Raw genomic sequence first — 17,546 nt, forward strand, 5'->3', positions numbered from 1 at the left:
TAGGCAGTGGTCAGAAAGGGATTTACTAAGTCTTCGGTATGCGGAGTTCCGGCAGTAAGTTTTTTAGTTGGGTTAAAAATATATAGCTCAGTTACGCTTCCCTATATATTCCCTATCCCTATGTATGTATTATACGTATGCTTTTTTGATGGATGCCCACCTCACTACTCCTTAGAAAAAGCTCATTCGGCCTTATATGTATGTGCTTAGTTGAAAATGGAGAATACCTGGTTTGTTTGATTCTTATAACGTTGCTATTCTGGGCGCCACTGGCGCAGTTGGAAGCGAGCTACTTCAGCTGCTAGAAGAACGTAGTTTCCCAATCAAATCATTGAAGCTATTAGCTTCAGCACGTTCAGCAGGTCGCCAAGTTATCTTTAAAGGTGAGGCTATCACTGTCGAAGCGGTTAGCAAAGAAGCTTTTGATGGTGTAGATATTGTGCTTGCTTCTGCGGGTGGTGCTATCTCAAAGCGTTGGGCCAAAGATATCGTCAACGCAGGTGCATTGATGATTGATAATTCTAGTGCCTTTCGGATGGACGATACTGTTCCGTTAGTTGTTCCAGAAGTTAATCCAGAGGCTGCAGCAGCCCATCAGGGTATTATTGCTAATCCTAACTGCACTACGATTTTGATGAGTGTAGCTATCTGGCCTCTCCACCAAATTCAAGCTATCCGGCGTATTGTAGTTGCTACCTACCAATCAGCCAGTGGTGCAGGTGCTAGAGCCATGGAAGAGGTAAAGCAGCAAGCCAAGGCGATTCTAGCTGGAGACACCCCACCTACTGAGAGCTTTCCTTATCCACTTGCTTTTAATCTTTTTCCGCACAATACACCGCTCAATGAGCAGGGATATTGTGAAGAAGAGATGAAGATGGTCAATGAAACACGCAAGATCTTCAGTATGCCTGAACTTAGAGTTTCAGCTACCTGTATTCGGGTACCCGTCCTTAGAGCTCACTCAGAAGCTGTTAACTTAGAGTTTGAACAGCCATTTGATCTTGAAAGGGCTAGAAAAGCTATTCAGTCCTCATCCGGGGTAAAGTTAGTAGAAGACTGGCAGGCTAACTACTTTCCTATGCCGATCGATGCTAGTGGCGTAGACGATGTGTTAGTCGGTCGTATCCGTCAAGATATTTCTAATCCACAGGGTTTGGAGCTTTGGCTAAGTGGTGATCAAATTCGCAAAGGAGCGGCGCTAAATGCTGTTCAAATAGCAGAGCTAGTCGTTGCAAAGCAATGGATGCGATCACCTGTAGTGGTTTGAATTGCCTATGTACAGTCTAAGTAGAGCTTGAAGAAAGACTGCATCTGACTGGAGGTAGTAGATGAGCAGATAGCTAGGGTATTAAGTGAACATGTACGTAAATTGAATGATGATAAGTATGGCTGATACCTCAGTTGATACACTAGCCTCTTCATCCAAAAGAGTTCCTTTTTTTGGAAGAGTCGTAACCGCGATGGTAACGCCCTTTCATGACAGTGGTGAAGTCAACTATCCGCTCACGGAAAAGCTGGCCAACCATCTGGTAGATCATGGCACAGATACGGTTTTAGTCTGTGGAACAACTGGCGAGTCGCCCTCACTGACTTGGGATGAGGAATACGCTCTGTTTCAAACGGTTAAGCAAGCTGTGGGTAGTAGAGCTAAAGTACTAGCAGGTACGGGCTCGAATAGTACGCAAGAAGCGATAGAAGCCACTCGAAAGGCCGAAAAGCTGGGACTAGATGGTTCATTGCAAGTGGTTCCCTACTACAACAAGCCACCACAGGAGGGCCTGTATGGCCACTTCGAAGCGATCGCCCAAGCGGCCCCTGATCTGCCGATCATGCTCTACAATGTGCCTGGACGCACAAGCTGCAATTTGCTCCCCGAAACAGCTATCAAACTGTCAAAGCTTCCCAACATCATCGCGATCAAAGAAGCTAGTGGGAACCTTGATCAAGTCAGTCAGCTCAGTCGACTGAGTTCCGCTGAATTTGAAATCTACTCTGGAGATGACTCTCTAACGTTGCCAATGCTCTCTGTAGGTGCTGTGGGCGTGGTGAGTGTTGCAAGTCATCTTGTTGGAGATGCCTTGCAAGAAATGGTTAAGGCATTTGAATCGGGACAGGTTAGTCAAGCAGCTGCTATTCATCTAAAGCTCTTTCCGCTGTTCAAGGCGTTGTTTGCGACCACTAGCCCAATTCCATTGAAAGTAGCTCTAGATTTGCAAGGTTGGGCAATTGGGAACTGTCGTTTACCGCTTTCGTCAGGCTCAGCCGAACTGCGTCGAGATCTCGCAGACACTTTGACCCAAATGAGCTTACTACAGCCCATTGCATAGGTCTAACTATCAGAAGCGAAGTAGATAGCGAAATAAGCTGAATGTAACAACTCAAAAAGTAATGCTGTCGATGAAGAAGTGAGTTGGGGAAGAAGTGAGTTAGGTTCAAAGACTATAGTTTGAGACTCTCAAGAGATTAGAAAAACTAGATAACTCTAGAAAACAAAATTGTCAGATCAAAACTATTTCTATCGAAGGCAGTTTGCCCTAGTCATGTCTGTACAAGGCTGTTGAGTCTAACGTTATGCAGCGACAGTCTCTTGCTACAGATGCTTTACTACTACTACTACTACTACTACTACTCGAGCCAGACCTAAACCGAAGCTAATCAGTCTTGAAGCGCTAATTGAAATCCAAGACGTTCACCACAGGTAAAACTAACCCATAGGCAAAATCCATAAGAGGCAAAATCAGTAAACCAAACACAGACGACAGCTTAGTTGGCCTAGCAAAAATCCTAGGCACCTTCATTGACATTGACTATGCGAACAGACTCGTCGATGCGAACAAACCCGGCAAGGTGTTAGTAAGTAATCACTTATCCAAAGAAGCTAGTATCGCCCTTCATCAGCTAGCAACTTCGCCACCTCGCTCCAACCCAGCACGAAACCGACGGCTAACCTTTCAGAAATTCAAATTATCATTACACCCTAAGGAAACTACATGAGTAGAAGAACCATCAGTAGTCAAAAGTCCAACACACGATTGTCAAATGGCTCGAAAGAGACCGGCAAAAGACAGGGTGCCGGCGCCTTGAAGATTATTCCTCTCGGTGGACTACACGAGATTGGAAAGAACACCTGCGTTTTTGAGTATGGTGACGAGATTGTTTTGCTAGATGCTGGCTTGTCTTTTCCGACAGAGGGCATGCATGGCGTCAATATTGTGCTTCCAGATATTACCTATCTAAAGGAGAACCAACACAAAATTAAAGGCATGATTGTCACTCACGGTCATGAGGATCATATCGGTGGGATTGCTTTTCATCTCAAGCAGTTCAACATTCCGGTTATTCATGGCCCGCGTTTAGCAATGGCTCTTTTGCAAGGGAAGCTTGAAGAAGCAGGCGTTCTGAATAGCACCGAACTTCATACGGTCGGACCGAGAGATACTGTCCAGTTTGGCAAACACTTTAGCGCCCAGTACATCCGCAACACCCACTCTATGGCGGATAGTTTCACAATGGCGATCAAGACGCCAGTAGGGACTATTATTCACAGCGGTGACTTCAAAGTTGACCATACGCCTGTGGATGGCGAATTCTTTGATTTTCAAAAGATTGCTGAATACGGCGAAGAAGGCGTGCTGTGCCTTATTAGCGACTCTACCAATGCAGAGATTCCTGGTAATACACCTTCAGAACGGTCTGTATTCCCTAATCTAGATAGGGAATTTAGCGATGCCAAAGGCCGTCTGTTCGTTACCACTTTTGCTTCTTCTGTGCATCGCGTAAGCATGCTGCTAGAACTTGCTCAAAAGCATAAGCGTTCAGTCTTTGTCGTAGGCCGCTCTATGCTAAACGTCATTTCACATGCTCGTAACTTGGGCTACATTAAATGTCCTGATAGCTTGTTCAAGCCTTTGAATCAGCTGAAGCAATGTCCAAATGACCAGACCATGATTCTTACCACTGGCTCACAGGGCGAACCGATGGCAGCCTTGACTAGAATCGCTAATCGTTCTCATCGACAAATCCGCATAGAGCAAGGCGATACGGTTATTTTTTCGTCTAATCCTATTCCAGGTAATACTATCAGCGTGGTCGGTACTATCGACAAGCTGATGCAGCAAGGGGCGCGTGTTATCTATGGAAAAGGCAAAGGGTTACACGTATCAGGGCATGGTTACCAGGAAGATCACAAGCTGATGCTGGCGCTGACTCGACCTAAGTTTTTCATTCCGGTGCATGGTGAGCACAGAATGCTAGTTAAGCACGCTGAGATGGCACAGCAGCTAGGCGTTGAGCCGCAGAATATCGCCATTGTGAACAACGGCGATGTGGTTAAAGTTACACCTGAAAACATCCGTGTAGATGGCAAAGTCACTGCTGGTATTGAGCTGGTAGATGCTTCTCGAACAGGTATTGTAGAGCGCACTGTTCTAAAAGAGCGTCAGCAGTTGGCTGAAGATGGCATCATCACAGTTTCAGCCACGGTAGATGGCACTGGCAAGCTGCTGGGCGAGCCGACTATTAACTTACGCGGGGTTGTCACGACGCGATCGCAAGCGCAGTGGGAAAGCATCATCATTCCGGTGGTCACTAAATCAGTTCGGACTCGGTGGAAGGAAGTTCTAGACGATTCAAACGGTGAACGTCCTCGGGTGAACTGGGATGGATTGCGATCGCGTATAGAAGAAGATACTCGTCGATTTGTTCGTCGCGAACTTCCCAAACAATACCCAGTAACCGTGCTTATGCTTCAGCACTTTGATGTGGCGAGTAATCCCACTATCAGCGCTGGTTCTGACGATGATAATGGTTCTGCGCAGCCGGGCAGACGTCGCCGCTCTTTATCCACTGCCTCTGCTTAGTCGCTAGAAGTAGTCGCTAATCACTTGGAAGTAGCCTGGGTGATTAGCTATAGAACATAGAGCTTATCACTGGCTAAGTATTAAAGCTTCTATTGACTCTGCTGATGGGGCCTAGAGCTGCTGGAAATTCATAAATACAGCTTTCCCGCCCCAGGCAGGCTTCGTAGAGTGGAATCAGAATGCTATGGCAGGTCACACCTTAGCGGTAGAGAGTCACTCTACGAAAGCAGATGCTCTATATTTGTGAACAGCTACTGTAGCGAATCATATAGGCTAACTACGATAGCTAAGTTTCGTATAAAGTTATCAAAAAACAAGTGGCCTGGATAGCTCTCGCCATAGCCTTTCATCAGTTCGTATTTTTATCTCACGAAATTACATTAATTTTTTGTATAGCAAAAGCTTACAAAAGCATCGCGAGCGCTATAATACAGCCACAATAGCTGCAGACAAAGGGTAGTTTCAATAGTGGGCAGGCTTGTAGCTAGCAAAATGCTTTAGGTTACGGCCGAGTCGGTAGTCATTGTTTGGGCACATATCTTGTTAGAGCGAGATTACGTTGTTCAGACATTGAGATAACCTTGAAAACATCCTTTTTCGTAGTTGCAGACACTTCTCTATAATAAAGTCTAAAGAGGCCTGCCATCAGCCGAGTTGCTCGCTTCTGTAGAAAGAGGAAGCTCTCATTGTATCTTATTGAATATCGACAGTGTTGCTTCAGCCTAGAGCGCAGTTAAGCAAGTATCACAGTCTTATTCACGCCTTCAAACATGTCTAAATCTAGAAGACCCGTGTCTTTCTAGAGATCTATTTTTTTACAACTCAAGCAGCCATCAGGTGTGAGTCCTCAAGCCATAGGACACGCTGATAGGTTTCAAAGGAATATTGAATGTCCAAGCAAATCGTGATTGCCGAACAGCATCGTATTGCTGCTGTTTTCTCAGAAGATCAAATTCAAGAAATTATCGTAGCGACTGGTAGCCATCAGGTCGGAGATATTTATCTTGGAACGGTAGAAAATATTCTACCTAGTATTGATGCAGCCTTTATTAATATTGGCGATAGTGATAAGAACGGCTTCATGCACGTTTCTGATTTGGGTCCTTTGAAGCTTAAACGAATGGCAGGTTCTATTACTGAACTGCTAGCGCCTCAGCAAAAAGTGCTTGTCCAGATCATGAAGGAGCCGACGGGAAACAAAGGTCCAAGACTTACGGGAAAAGTCACCCTACCGGGACGCTATCTGGTTCTAATGCCTTATGGAAAAGGAGTGAATCTTTCTCGTCGTATCCGTAATGAGGCTGAACGTAATCGCCTGCGAGCCCTAGGCATTTTGGTGAAGCCTGCGGGGATGGGACTGCTAATTAGAACAGAAGCAGAAGGTGTTCCAGAAGATGCCATCATCGAAGATTTAGAGTCTTTACAGCGAAGCTGGGAAGACATTCAGCAAGAAGCGATGGCAACACGCCCTCCTTCTTTACTTAACCGCGATGATGATTTTATCCAAAAAGTATTGCGCGATGGCTACAACGACGATGTTAATCGAATCGTTACCGATACAGAAAGCGGTCTGCAAAGAACTAAGAAGCATCTGACTAGCTGGAATAATGGACGCATCCCAAGCAACGTCCTGGTTGACTATCACAACGAACCAACTCACGTTCTTGAATACTTCAGAGTCAACGCAGCCATTCGCGAGGCCCTCAAACCCAGGGTCGATCTGCCTTCGGGAGGATACATCATCATTGAGCCTACCGAAGCATTGACTGTTATCGATGTTAACTCTGGCTCTTTTACGCGTTCTGCAACCTCTAGAGAAACAGTCTTGTGGACTAACTGTGAGGCAGCTGTTGAAATTGCCCGGCAGCTCAGATTGCGCAATATAGCGGGCGTCATCGTTGTCGACTTTATCGACATGGACTCTCTCAAAGACAAAATGCAGGTGTTGGAGCAGTTTGGTAAGGCCATTAGAGCAGACAAATCTCGTCCGCAAATTTCTCAGCTAACTGAGTTAGGCTTAGTCGAACTTACTCGTAAGCGACAAGGACAGAACATCTACGAGCTGTTTGGTCAGCCATGTAGCACCTGTGGTGGCCTGGGCCATTTAGCTCATCTTCCTGGTGAAGACCCTGAAAAGAGTAGTCAGTTGGAGAGTGTTTCTTCTCCTAGATCAGCTGGATATAGCTCGCCATCACAGAGCTTCTCTAATCGCCCCACTGCGCGCGAGCTTAGATCAAGCAGCTCATCTTCACCCCAGTCTGAATTCCAGGAGCTAGAGCTCTTAAATCACCCTAGCTACAACGATAAGAATGGTCGAGGGGGACGTCGTCGCCGTCGTCGTGGGGCGGAAGGAGCTTCCTCAAATCGGCTCAGTCGTTCAGGCTCACCGCTGCCAGTGACGGTTGATAAAGGCGCTGATAGGAACGGCGATGAACGCCGACGACGACGTGGCAGTAGCCGAGGATCAGAAAGAGTTGAGCTTGAACGGACTGGGCGGGAAGCTCAGCAGGATAGATCACAAGAAGCTCAGCTAAGTGACCAGCGAGAAGAGCAAAACGGTAAGCCGGCCAATGCAGAGGTTGGTAGCAGAAACAAGCGCGTTCGTAACGATCGCCGCAAGTCGGAGGACCTACCGGAAATTGTTGCAGTAGAAATGCCGCTAGAAGAGCAGAGGGTATACGCTGTCATGGGCCTTTCGCCATTGGTGTACAGCCAACAGGTAATCGAAAATCAGCAAAATTCAGTAGTCTCTGTCGTTCTTCCTGGGGAAGCTGAAGATTTTTTGGCTAAAGCCAAGGCTGCTGCAGAAACAGCGAGATCTAATAAGCGAGTCATTGAAACGCCAAACCATATAAGTGCGAGCAATTCAGCCCAAGACGAGATCGTACAACCTGATGAACAAGCTACCATAGGAGATGAGCTAGACGATAGCGCAACCTCTGGTGGCGGACAGTCTTTCGACGATGATGCTAATGACAACCCATCTGATAAAAGTACATCCGTCAGGAAACGTCGTCGTTCAGCTAAGCCTGTTATCAAAGAAGAGACTACGAAAGAACTGCCCGTTTTAAAATCTTCTGATCACTTGGCTGATGAAGAGAGCCTAGAGGTGGACTACTCTGATCAACTGGCGGCAGATGGAGACTCGACTGATGGAGGAAGGACAGAGGAAGAAGCCTTGGGAGAAGATGAACCGGTAAAAGTAGTTCGCCGTCGACGGCGACGACGATCTTCTGCTAGTGAATGAGGCCTTTTCAGGTAGATATGCAGGGGTGGACGAAGTGGGTAGAGGCGCTTTGTTTGGCCCGGTAGTTGCTGCAGCGGTGATTGTTCCAGATAGTGCGATCGCTTCTTTGGTATCAGCGGGTGTCACTGATAGTAAAGCCCTCTCTGCTAAGAGAAGAACTCAGCTTGCTGTCGAAATTAGATCCCTGACAGCTTTTGGTATTGGTCTATCCACTGTCTACGAAATCGATCGGATAAATATTCTACAGGCCTCACTCTTAGCAATGCGTCGCGCTATTTTCCAGCTACCGTGGATGCCTGATAAGTGCCTCATCGATGGTAATCAGCGAATCTTTGATTTACCAATAGAGCAAGAAACTATTGTCAGAGGCGATCAGTCTGTGCTGGCGATCGCAGCGGCCAGTATCTTGGCAAAAGTTTGGAGAGATGATCTAGTCAGTCGATTGGATCGACATTATCCTGGTTACGATCTTGTATCTAATAAAGGATACGGTAGCGCTAACCACCGAGCAGGCATTGCTCGGTATGGGATATGTAGACAGCACCGCCAATCATTTAAAGGCTGTCAGCATAAGGCATCCGACAGAAAGCGTTTGAAGATAGGGCATCAGGAGATAGGGCACTAAGGAGTCGGTCCTTAGAATCCAGCTTGAAGAACTGAGTTTCAATAGCTGAGTTCTAATGATTTTGCCCGCATAGCAAATAGATGATTTTGCCCAAACAGCAAATAGAAATGCCAGGAAAAGATAGATCTAAAAGTAGTATCAAGAAAAACTATGTTTGGGAGAGCCTGGCGACTGTGAAGTCACATCAGCCGTTGCCCAGTTGCAGTAGTCTGTTATCAGCTGACGCATTAGACGCTGTTTAAGTGTAATCAAGATACTGTTGAGTAGACCGTTACCTGTTCTTACAAGAATAGGACGGGGCATCAGCGTGGCCACAGAAGGAAGATCAACACTCACACGCAGGTTAGCCTGACCGCGCAGCTTTTTACCTGTGCTTGTCGATTGGCTGACTAAGTAGCCCTGCATATCCATTGAAAACTTTTGGTTGAATGATTCGTATCCTTCAATATGACACTGATTTGAGCGTAGCCGCACGGTTTGTTCTTCTAGCCAAATTTCGATGTCACACACAGGTTGTATGGTAAGTCCAACAAACTTCAACGGACGGATCTTGAGCCGGAACAAGTTGGGACCTAGTACTTCTACCTGTGTCTTATCAACCAGCGCTGTGACTAGTCGCTGTGGTTCACTTAGATAGGTCTCTATAGGAAGCGGCTGCTCCGGTACTGAAATAGTAACTGCCTGACAAGCAGTGAAGCGAACCATGGTTTATTAGTGGTTTATCAGTAATGAGACAAAAATCACAGAAGCCCGAAAAAGCCTGCAAGTCAACACTAACATTTACACACTTACCCACGATACTTCCTTCAGATGATTTTCATTGCACACCTTGGACCAGCGGGTACTTTCTCGGAGATGGCGGCGATGGCCTTTGCCAACGACTTTGCCCCTGAGACTGCCACCTTGAAGGCCTATTCCACTATCGCACAGGCTATTTATGCCACGGTTGCAGGTGAAACTCAGTACTGTGTAGTACCGATCGAGAACTCTATCGGCGGTGGTGTCACCATTACGCTTGATACCCTTTGGGAAGTTGACGATATTCATGTACAACAGGCGTTTACATTACCCGTACAACATGCACTGATATCAGAGGCAAGCAGCGTCGATAATATTCAAACAGTTTACTCACACCCTCAAGCATTGGCACAATGCCGTGATTGGCTAGCAAAGCATTTACCGAAGGTGAATCTGGTCAGAGCAAGCTCGACGGCTGAGCCTTTACCAAAACTAAAGGAAGACCCGAGTGTGGGCGCGATCGCATCCCCTTGGGGCGCGAAGATCTACAATCTACCTGTCCTAGCTCATCCGATCAACGACTTCACTGACAACTACACCCGTTTCTGGATTTTAGGCAGACAGCCTTGGACTGGAGGAGAGTTCACTTCACTGGCTTTCAGCTTACTTAGCAATGAACCTGGCGCTTTACTCAAGCCTTTACAGCTTTTCTCAGCGCTCAATATCAACATGAGCCGAATTGAATCGCGTCCAACCAAGCGCTCACTTGGTGATTACATATTCTTTGTCGACGTAGAAGCTAATGCTAAAGCTCAGACGATGCAAACGGCCTTAGAAGTTCTAAAGCTGCACACCGCTCAGCTAAAGGTCTTTGGTAGTTACAATCTAAAAAAGTTAGCACAGCCCAAGTAGCTTTGTCGGAGCAAACACACACTTGGTGAAATGCCATACGTGAGATGCCATAAGGGGTGCGATAGACGTAGTAGAAGTCTTAATGGGTCGCTATTCTAGAACGTCCTTTAGTGCTGTGCGCGCCGCTAAGTTATTGCGAGTTGAGGTTAGGATCTCAGCTTCACGCTCTAAGCGAGCTAACGTATTTTGCATCTCTAACAGAGACTGCTGCTCTAGAGAGACGCCATAGAGCGTGCTTGCCACCCAATAGGAAAGCTCTAAGGGTAAGTCTGGAACATCTTCTGGAAAATCAATATCTTGGCTGGTTAGTTTTGCTGATAGGTGAACAACGTCTCGCAGAAGTCGATCTACTTGTTCTGCTAAAGGCTCTAAATTCTCTTCTACTGGCTCATCTTCTATCCATTCAACCAGACCAACTCTATAGGGGGTTTCTCGTACATAGTCAAGCACTCGAAACCGCTGTTGCCCTAGGGTCATAATCTTCATACGATCATCTGGCATGCGCTGATAATGAATTACCTCTGCGCAACAGCCTACCTTGGCGATCTCTCCAGTCGCCGGATCGACCATCAGTACACCAAAACGGCGATCGCCTTGGAGAATGGTGTTCATCAGCATCCGATAGCGAAACTCAAAAATATGTAAGGGCAACCGCCTACCGGGAAATAGAACCATCTCAGGTAACGGAAAGAGCGGTAATTCTCGGACGGCAACTGAGGAGGAAAAATCCATTGTGTATAAATGAGAACAGCGCCGCTAGGATACTAAATTGAGTGCGGCTAACAGCTAGTTTAACGTAGGCTCAAACAGCACGCCACGCAGAGGTAGGTGTCCTATAAAAGAAGGGCATCTTATGCAGATGCCCTCAAAAGGCAGAATTGAGAATTACTCGACGTCTCGATATTTTCAATATTATCGAAGCTACAGCTTCACCTCAATATCCACACCCGCAGGTAAGTCTAGCTTCATTAGGGCATCAATCGTTCTAGAAGAGGGTTGATAGATATCAATAATACGCCGATGAGTACGGGTTTCGAAGTGCTCCCGAGAGTCCTTATCTACGTGAGGAGATCTTAAAACGCAGTAGATCTTGCGCTTTGTTGGTAGTGGGATAGGGCCAACAGCGGTTGCATTGGTGCGGTTAGCGGTCTCGACAATCTTTTCACAAGAAGTATCTAGCAGTCGGCGGTCGAAAGCTTTCAGACGGATACGGATCTTCTGCTGTTGAATAGTAGCGGCCATAGATAATTGAGCGCCGAAGTGTGCGCTAGTGTTTAGTTTTCTAGGTTCAGTTAGTCTATTTTTCGTGGGTCAAAATTGTATTCTGACCCACGACAATCGTAGGGACATAGCGTGCTATGTCCCTATAGTCATATTACAGCGATGCGCTGACTAGGTTACTTGGTGATTTTAGAAACGACGCCTGCACCGACAGTTCGGCCACCTTCACGAATCGCGAACCGCATGCCTTGCTCAATCGCGATTGGGTTGATGAGCTTTACATTCATTTTGATGCGATCACCAGGCATTACCATTTCAGCAGCACTGCCATCGTCAGCAGTAAAGCTTTCAATAGAACCTGTTACATCAGTTGTCCGCACGTAGAACTGCGGCTTATAACCTGGGAAGAACGGTGTATGGCGACCGCCCTCTTCTTTGTTCAATACATAGACCTCAGACTCGAACTCAGTATGAGGTGTAATCGAACCTGGCTTAGCTAGCACCATGCCCCGTTCGATGTCTTCTTTTTGCACACCACGCAGTAGAACGCCTACGTTGTCGCCTGCCATGCCAGAATCCAACGTCTTCTGGAACATCTCTACGCCAGTCACAGTAGTGTTGCGCGTATCACGAATACCCACTAGCTCGACAGTCTCACCGACTTTGACCACGCCGCGCTCGATCCGACCGGTGGCCACCGTACCACGACCTGTAATCGAGAAAACGTCCTCAACCGCCATCAAGAAGGGCTTATCAACCTCGCGCTCCGGGGTAGGAATATAGGCATCCACTTCGTCCATTAGAGTGTGAATCTTATCTACCCACTCATCAGAACCACGAGCAGTCGTTGGATCAGCAATCAGCTTCTCAACGGCTTTCAGCGCGGAACCGGTGGCGATGGGGATATCATCGCCAGGAAAATCGTAGGAACTGAGTAGCTCACGCACCTCTAGCTCAACTAGCTCAAGTAGTTCTTCGTCGTCTACCTGGTCTTGCTTATTCAAAAATACAACAATGTTGGGCACGCCAACTTGACCTGCTAGCAGGATGTGCTCCCGAGTTTGAGGCATAGGGCCATCAGCTGCGGACACTACCAAGATTGCGCCGTCCATTTGCGCCGCGCCAGTGATCATGTTCTTCACATAGTCAGCGTGGCCAGGGCAGTCTACGTGAGCGTAGTGACGATTTTCAGTCTCGTACTCAACGTGAGCAGTATTGATAGTGATACCACGCGCTTTCTCTTCAGGAGCCGCGTCAATTTCATCATACTTCTGAGCTTTGGCACCACCGCCAGCTGCCAGTGCCATTGTGATTGCTGCAGTTAGCGTGGTCTTGCCGTGGTCAACGTGGCCAATTGTGCCAATATTAACGTGGGGTTTACTTCTTTCAAATTTTGCGCGTGCCATGAATTTCTCTGTGTGTTCCTAAAACTAACTATGCGTTCCCTTTGTTTCTAGCGATGATCGCTTCAGCCACATTACGCGGAACTTCCTCGTACTGGCTGAACTCCATAGAAAAGGAGCCTCTTCCCTGGGTCTTGGAGCGAATATCGGTCGCATAACCGAACATCTCAGCCAAAGGCACCCGAGAGGTAACCTTCGTCACGCCGCTCTCCGAGCCCATTCCCTCAATCTGACCACGACGAGAGTTTAAATCTCCCATCACGTCTCCAAGGAAATCTTCTGGAGCTTCCACTTCGACCTTCATCATGGGTTCCAAAAGAACCGGAGAAGCCTTCATCACTGCCTCTTTGACTGCCATGGAGCCAGCAATCTTAAATGCCATCTCCGAGGAGTCAACGTCGTGATAAGAACCATCCACCAAAGTGACCTTGACATCGATTAATGGATATCCGGCTAGAATACCAGATCCGCAAGCCTCTTTCATCCCTTGCTCAGCAGGTCCGATAAATTCTCGCGGAATGGTTCCTCCGACAATTTTACTAATAAACTCAAACCCAGAGCCTTGCTCTCCAGGTTCAAGCTCAATCACGACATGACCGTACTGCCCCTTCCCTCCACTTTGACGAATAAACTTTGACTCGGCTGTCGAAGGCTTTAGCACAGTTTCTCGGTAGGCTACCTGCGGTGCGCCGATGTTGGCCTCTACCTTGAACTCTCTAAGCATCCGATTGACCAGAATATCTAGGTGAAGCTCGCCCATGCCGGCAATCACAGTCTGGTTAGTTTCAGAATCGATACTTACTTTGAAGGTAGGATCTTCTTCTGATAAAGACTGAAGTGCCTTTGAGAGCTTTTCCATATCTTGCTTGGTTTTCGGCTCTACTGCAACTGAGATTACCGGTTCGGGAATATAGAGAGACTCTAAAACAATTGGAGCATCAGGATCACAGATTGTATCTCCTGTAAACGTATCTTTGAGCCCTAGCGCAGCGCCCAAATCGCCTGCTCTCATCTCTTCTACCTCGGTCCGCTCATCGGCCTTGAGGATAATTAAACGTGAAATTCGCTCCTTTTTATCCTTCGTAGCGTTGTAAACATAGCTGCCTTTTTTAAGTACACCTGAGTAAACTCTAATGAAGGTCAACCGACCATAGGGATCGGCCATGATCTTGAATGCCAAAGCAGCTGCTGGCGTTTCATCGCTAGCGGGTCTAACCCCTGTTTCACCATTGGGTAAGATGCCTTCGATAGCAGGCACCTCGGGGGGTGAGGGTAGATAGTCTACAACGCCATCAAGCAGTAGCTGAACGCCTTTATTTTTAAAGGCAGATCCACAAAGCATCGGTACCAGATTATCTTTGATAGTGGCCTGTCGAATGCCCTTCATTAGCACGTCTGCAGAGAACTCTTCACCTTCTAGATAGCGCTCCATCAGATCGTCATTTGTTTCAGCGATCGCTTCGACGAGCAGGGTACGGTATTCTTCCGCTTGCGATCGCATCTCTTCAGGAATATCTGTCACCTGAATGTCAGTGCCTAAATCATTCTCATAAATATGAGCCTTCATCTGGACTAGATCGACAACGCCTCTAAACTGGTCCTCAGCACCAATAGGAATTTGAATAGGGATTGCTTTAGCTTTCAGGCGGTCTTTGACCTGCTCGTAAACCTTGAAGAAATCAGCACCTGTTCGGTCCATTTTGTTGACAAAGGCAATTCGGGGGACTTTATAGCGATCTGCCTGTCGCCAAACCGTCTCTGACTGGGGTTGTACGCCACCAACTGAACAAAATACGGCTACAACGCCATCTAAGACCCGCATAGAACGTTCAACTTCAATCGTGAAATCGACGTGACCAGGGGTGTCAATAATGTTGATTTGATGCTCGCGCCAGGTCGTAGAGATAGCCGCGGCGGTGATAGTGATACCACGCTCCTTTTCCTGCTCCATCCAGTCAGTAACTGCGTTACCGTCGTGAACCTCACCGATCTTATGGACCACACCTGAGTAAAACAAAATTCTCTCAGTCGTTGTCGTCTTACCTGCGTCAATATGTGCAGCGATGCCGATGTTTCTAACGTCTTTTAGCGAAATAGTGCGTGCCACACCGAACCTCCGATCGATCTGCTATGAATAGCTGTGAATACTCACTATAGATATGCAATACCACAGGTCTATCACTAGCTAAATCCATAGCTAGATAATTATAGAACAGCGAAATGGTTATTAGTGGTTCAGCAGCTGTTCGTAGCTATGCCTCCTCGACCTATAGGGCACAGCTAGAGGGACCTAGACCTTTAGACCTAGATATAGAAAATAGAAAGCGTTTAATAACGGTAGTGGGCAAACGCTTTATTCGCTTCTGCCATCCGGTGAGTCTCTTCACGCTTACGAACGGCACCGCCAGTCTCATTAGCCGCATCAATCAGCTCATTTGCCAGCTTCATTGCCATCGTCCGACCGCCACGGGATCGAGAGAATTGGGTAATCCAACGCAGGGAAAGTGCGGTACCTCGCTCAGAACGAACTTCCATGGGTACCTGGTAAGTAGCACCACCGACTCGGCGAGCCTTGACTTCTACTAGAGGCGTTGTATTACGGACTGCCTGCTCGAACGTCTCTAGTGGGTCGTTTCCAGTACGCTCTTCAATAATTTTAAAGGCTCCATAGAGGATCTTGTTAGCCACAGACTTTTTTCCACTGAGCATGATTCGACGAGACATCATGCTAACAAGGCGACTGTTGTAAACAGAATCTGGAGGAACGGTGCGTTTTTGAGCTGCTGAACGACGAGACATGAAGTTTTAATCCTAGCTAACGAAAAGAGGAATGAGTATTCTTGGCTATTTTAAGTATCGACTGCGAACAAATGGAGCCTCATCAACTTAATGCGGAACGCAACGAACCTTTCAGGATCAATACAAGCGGATCTCAGCATTATCCAGCCCGACTACACCTAAGAGGCCCACAGTAAATAGTGAGACACTCCATCAAGAGGAAAGCTTATTCTTTTGGTTTCTTAGCACCATACTTGGAACGACTCTGGCGACGGTCTTTGACACCGGCTGTATCTAGAGTGCCACGGATGATGTGATAGCGAACGCCAGGAAGGTCCTTGACACGACCGCCGCGAATCATAACTACAGAGTGCTCTTGCAAGTTATGGCCAATACCTGGAATATAAGCCGTTACTTCAAAACCAGACGTCAGACGAACCCTAGCAACTTTTCTCAAAGCTGAGTTAGGCTTCTTCGGCGTAGTTGTATAGACGCGAGTACAAACACCACGACGCTGAGGGCAACTCTTTAGCGCAGGAGATTTGGTTTTTTTGGTTGCTTTTGAACGCTCAGTGCGAATGAGCTGCTGAATCGTAGGCATAAGGCGGGGGGTTGTAACTCCGCAAAAAAGTTTTCATAGAGTCCGATAGTATCAAGGAAATTTTCACCTTGTCAATCAGGGCCTACTATTCTAGCTGATTTTATGTCGATATTTGATAGTTAGTTTGTATAGCGTTGTATAGCGCCTAGCTGGAACGTTGCCGAATCGCAAACGCAGCGCCACAGCGACAGCTCTCGGTAGCACAAGGATTGTCGAAGCGGAATGCGCCGCCAATTAGATCTTCGGCGAAGTCGATGACTAGCCCCTGAATATGGCTCAAAAGACTGCGTTCTACCACTAACTGTATCCCTGAGAAATTATAGACATTATCTTGTGCACCTATTGCTGATTCCAAACTCAATGCATAGGCCCACTTGGCACAGCTGCTGGGCTGCAAGTCCAATCTGCAAATTGCATCAGGCTGATTCTGTCTTCGACGCAATCGGTCTATTTCTTGGCAGGCGGCCGCCGTGAGCTGAATCATGTAGCTTTGGTCTTAGGTGCTGGAGTCGTTAGGATCATTGTACGGCCCTATGTCTGACTGATGCTAGCTAGAACTCAAAGAAACTGATGAACAAAAAAAGTAGGGAACCTACAGGTTCCCTACTTTTTTGTTGCCTAGTGTTAGGTGCTACTAGGTTTTAGAAGACAAGCTTTGAAAGCCTTTCGCTCATCCGTTAGAGGTAGAGGGCTGTTCTTCGTTCATCTTCTACGACTACCTTCATTTGCTCTGACGAGCATAGTCGTCTTCATAGCGAGTGATGTCATCTTCTCCTAAATACTCACCGTTTTGAACTTCAATTAAGATCAAAGGGATAACCCCTGAGTTTTCAAGTCTGTGGGTAGTGCAAGCCGGTACATAAGTAGATTGATTAGTTGAGAGCATGGTCTCTTTGTCGCCGCAAGTGACTTTGGCAGTCCCAGAGACAACGATCCAATGCTCGCTGCGGTGGTGGTGCATTTGTAAGCTTAGGCGGTGACCAGGCTTAACTTCAATGCGCTTGATTTTGTATCCGGTCGCTTCTTCTAGCACAGTAAAGGAGCCCCATGGCCGTAGCTCGGTGGCGGCGACGCCTTCAAAACTATTTGCTTTAGAAGAGTTGTCTATCTGTGGAATCTCTTGAACCTGCACCATCTTGTCGGTCTCCTAATATCTGTATGA

14 protein-coding genes and 1 pseudogene are annotated in these 17,546 nt (G+C 47.1%); 6 read left to right on the top strand and 9 right to left on the bottom strand.

The window, feature by feature from the left end; all coding sequences use genetic code 11:
- The first annotated feature begins 232 nt into the window (after positions 1-232).
- The 5 genes and pseudogenes from S7335_RS08805 to S7335_RS08825 all read left to right on the top strand — a co-directional run bounded on the left by S7335_RS08805 (position 233) and on the right by S7335_RS08825 (position 8,731).
- Positions 233-1,267 (top strand): aspartate-semialdehyde dehydrogenase, encoded by a 1,035-nt coding sequence (locus S7335_RS08805; protein WP_006453672.1) that lies wholly within the window; start codon positions 233-235, stop codon positions 1,265-1,267.
- A gap of 118 nt (positions 1,268-1,385) precedes the next feature.
- Entirely contained in the window at positions 1,386-2,327 is a 942-nt protein-coding gene (gene dapA / locus S7335_RS08810) for a 4-hydroxy-tetrahydrodipicolinate synthase (protein ID WP_006454491.1), read from the top strand.
- 663 nt (positions 2,328-2,990) lie between these two features.
- Positions 2,991-4,859: a ribonuclease J gene (locus tag S7335_RS08815; protein WP_006454447.1), complete on the top strand. Its 1,869-nt coding sequence runs from the start codon at positions 2,991-2,993 to the stop codon at positions 4,857-4,859.
- Positions 4,860-5,748: 889 nt separating this feature from the next.
- Positions 5,749-6,991: pseudogene (locus S7335_RS29450) on the top strand (Rne/Rng family ribonuclease); the annotation flags it as partial.
- Between the two features lie 1,107 nt (positions 6,992-8,098).
- Positions 8,099-8,731 (top strand): ribonuclease HII, encoded by a 633-nt coding sequence (locus S7335_RS08825; RefSeq protein WP_050765818.1) that lies wholly within the window; start codon positions 8,099-8,101, stop codon positions 8,729-8,731.
- A gap of 138 nt (positions 8,732-8,869) precedes the next feature.
- Here S7335_RS08825 and S7335_RS08830 read toward each other — a convergent pair whose 3' ends face one another.
- Positions 8,870-9,436 (bottom strand): DUF1997 domain-containing protein, encoded by a 567-nt coding sequence (locus S7335_RS08830; RefSeq protein WP_006456460.1) that lies wholly within the window; start codon positions 9,434-9,436, stop codon positions 8,870-8,872.
- 105 nt (positions 9,437-9,541) lie between these two features.
- On the opposite strand from S7335_RS08830, the gene pheA reads away from it, so the two are divergent.
- Positions 9,542-10,381 (top strand): prephenate dehydratase, encoded by an 840-nt coding sequence (pheA, locus tag S7335_RS08835; RefSeq protein WP_038015941.1) that lies wholly within the window; start codon positions 9,542-9,544, stop codon positions 10,379-10,381.
- 90 nt (positions 10,382-10,471) lie between these two features.
- On the opposite strand, the gene S7335_RS08840 is transcribed toward pheA, so the two are convergent.
- The 8 genes from S7335_RS08840 to S7335_RS08875 all read right to left on the bottom strand — a co-directional run bounded on the left by S7335_RS08840 (position 10,472) and on the right by S7335_RS08875 (position 17,519).
- Positions 10,472-11,113, bottom strand: a complete 642-nt coding sequence (locus S7335_RS08840; RefSeq protein WP_006453668.1) for an LON peptidase substrate-binding domain-containing protein — start codon at positions 11,111-11,113, stop codon at positions 10,472-10,474.
- 189 nt (positions 11,114-11,302) lie between these two features.
- Positions 11,303-11,623, bottom strand: a complete 321-nt coding sequence (gene rpsJ / locus S7335_RS08845; RefSeq protein WP_006454161.1) for a 30S ribosomal protein S10 — start codon at positions 11,621-11,623, stop codon at positions 11,303-11,305.
- 155 nt (positions 11,624-11,778) lie between these two features.
- Positions 11,779-13,008, bottom strand: a complete 1,230-nt coding sequence (gene tuf, locus S7335_RS08850; RefSeq protein ID WP_006454131.1) for an elongation factor Tu — start codon at positions 13,006-13,008, stop codon at positions 11,779-11,781.
- 28 nt (positions 13,009-13,036) lie between these two features.
- Positions 13,037-15,112: an elongation factor G gene (gene fusA, locus S7335_RS08855; protein WP_006455436.1), complete on the bottom strand. Its 2,076-nt coding sequence runs from the start codon at positions 15,110-15,112 to the stop codon at positions 13,037-13,039.
- 221 nt (positions 15,113-15,333) lie between these two features.
- A complete protein-coding gene (gene rpsG, locus S7335_RS08860) occupies positions 15,334-15,804 on the bottom strand; it encodes a 30S ribosomal protein S7 (protein WP_006455099.1) in 471 nt (156 codons plus the stop codon).
- Positions 15,805-16,009: 205 nt separating this feature from the next.
- Entirely contained in the window at positions 16,010-16,384 is a 375-nt protein-coding gene (gene rpsL / locus S7335_RS08865; protein WP_006454669.1) for a 30S ribosomal protein S12, read from the bottom strand.
- Positions 16,385-16,529: 145 nt separating this feature from the next.
- The gene (locus S7335_RS08870) at positions 16,530-16,868 is read right to left on the bottom strand and encodes an iron-sulfur cluster assembly accessory protein (protein WP_038015945.1); all 339 of its coding nucleotides are present in this window, start codon (positions 16,866-16,868) and stop codon (positions 16,530-16,532) included.
- Between the two features lie 237 nt (positions 16,869-17,105).
- Complete coding sequence (locus S7335_RS08875; RefSeq protein WP_006457174.1) at positions 17,106-17,519, bottom strand: phosphomannose isomerase type II C-terminal cupin domain; 414 nt, start codon at positions 17,517-17,519, stop codon at positions 17,106-17,108.
- Between the last annotated feature and the right edge of the window lie 27 nt (positions 17,520-17,546).

Origin of the sequence: Synechococcus sp. PCC 7335 (assembly GCF_000155595.1) — a bacterium.
Taxonomy (GTDB): Bacteria; Cyanobacteriota; Cyanobacteriia; order Phormidesmidales; family Phormidesmidaceae; genus Phormidesmis.

Excerpts from the sequence above, each read along its gene's own strand:
- dapA (WP_006454491.1), top strand. The coding sequence starts at position 1,386 with ATGGCTGATACCTCAGTTGATACACTAGCCTCTTCATCCAAAAGAGTT.
- S7335_RS08815 (WP_006454447.1), top strand. The coding sequence starts at position 2,991 with ATGAGTAGAAGAACCATCAGTAGTCAAAAGTCCAACACACGATTGTCA.
- S7335_RS08830 (WP_006456460.1), bottom strand. The coding sequence starts at position 9,436 with ATGGTTCGCTTCACTGCTTGTCAGGCAGTTACTATTTCAGTACCGGAG.
- pheA (WP_038015941.1), top strand. The coding sequence starts at position 9,542 with ATGATTTTCATTGCACACCTTGGACCAGCGGGTACTTTCTCGGAGATG.
- S7335_RS08840 (WP_006453668.1), bottom strand. The coding sequence starts at position 11,113 with ATGGATTTTTCCTCCTCAGTTGCCGTCCGAGAATTACCGCTCTTTCCG.
- rpsJ (WP_006454161.1), bottom strand. The coding sequence starts at position 11,623 with ATGGCCGCTACTATTCAACAGCAGAAGATCCGTATCCGTCTGAAAGCT.
- tuf (WP_006454131.1), bottom strand. The coding sequence starts at position 13,008 with ATGGCACGCGCAAAATTTGAAAGAAGTAAACCCCACGTTAATATTGGC.
- rpsG (WP_006455099.1), bottom strand. The coding sequence starts at position 15,804 with ATGTCTCGTCGTTCAGCAGCTCAAAAACGCACCGTTCCTCCAGATTCT.
- rpsL (WP_006454669.1), bottom strand. The coding sequence starts at position 16,384 with ATGCCTACGATTCAGCAGCTCATTCGCACTGAGCGTTCAAAAGCAACC.
- S7335_RS08870 (WP_038015945.1), bottom strand. The coding sequence starts at position 16,868 with ATGATTCAGCTCACGGCGGCCGCCTGCCAAGAAATAGACCGATTGCGT.
- S7335_RS08875 (WP_006457174.1), bottom strand. The coding sequence starts at position 17,519 with ATGGTGCAGGTTCAAGAGATTCCACAGATAGACAACTCTTCTAAAGCA.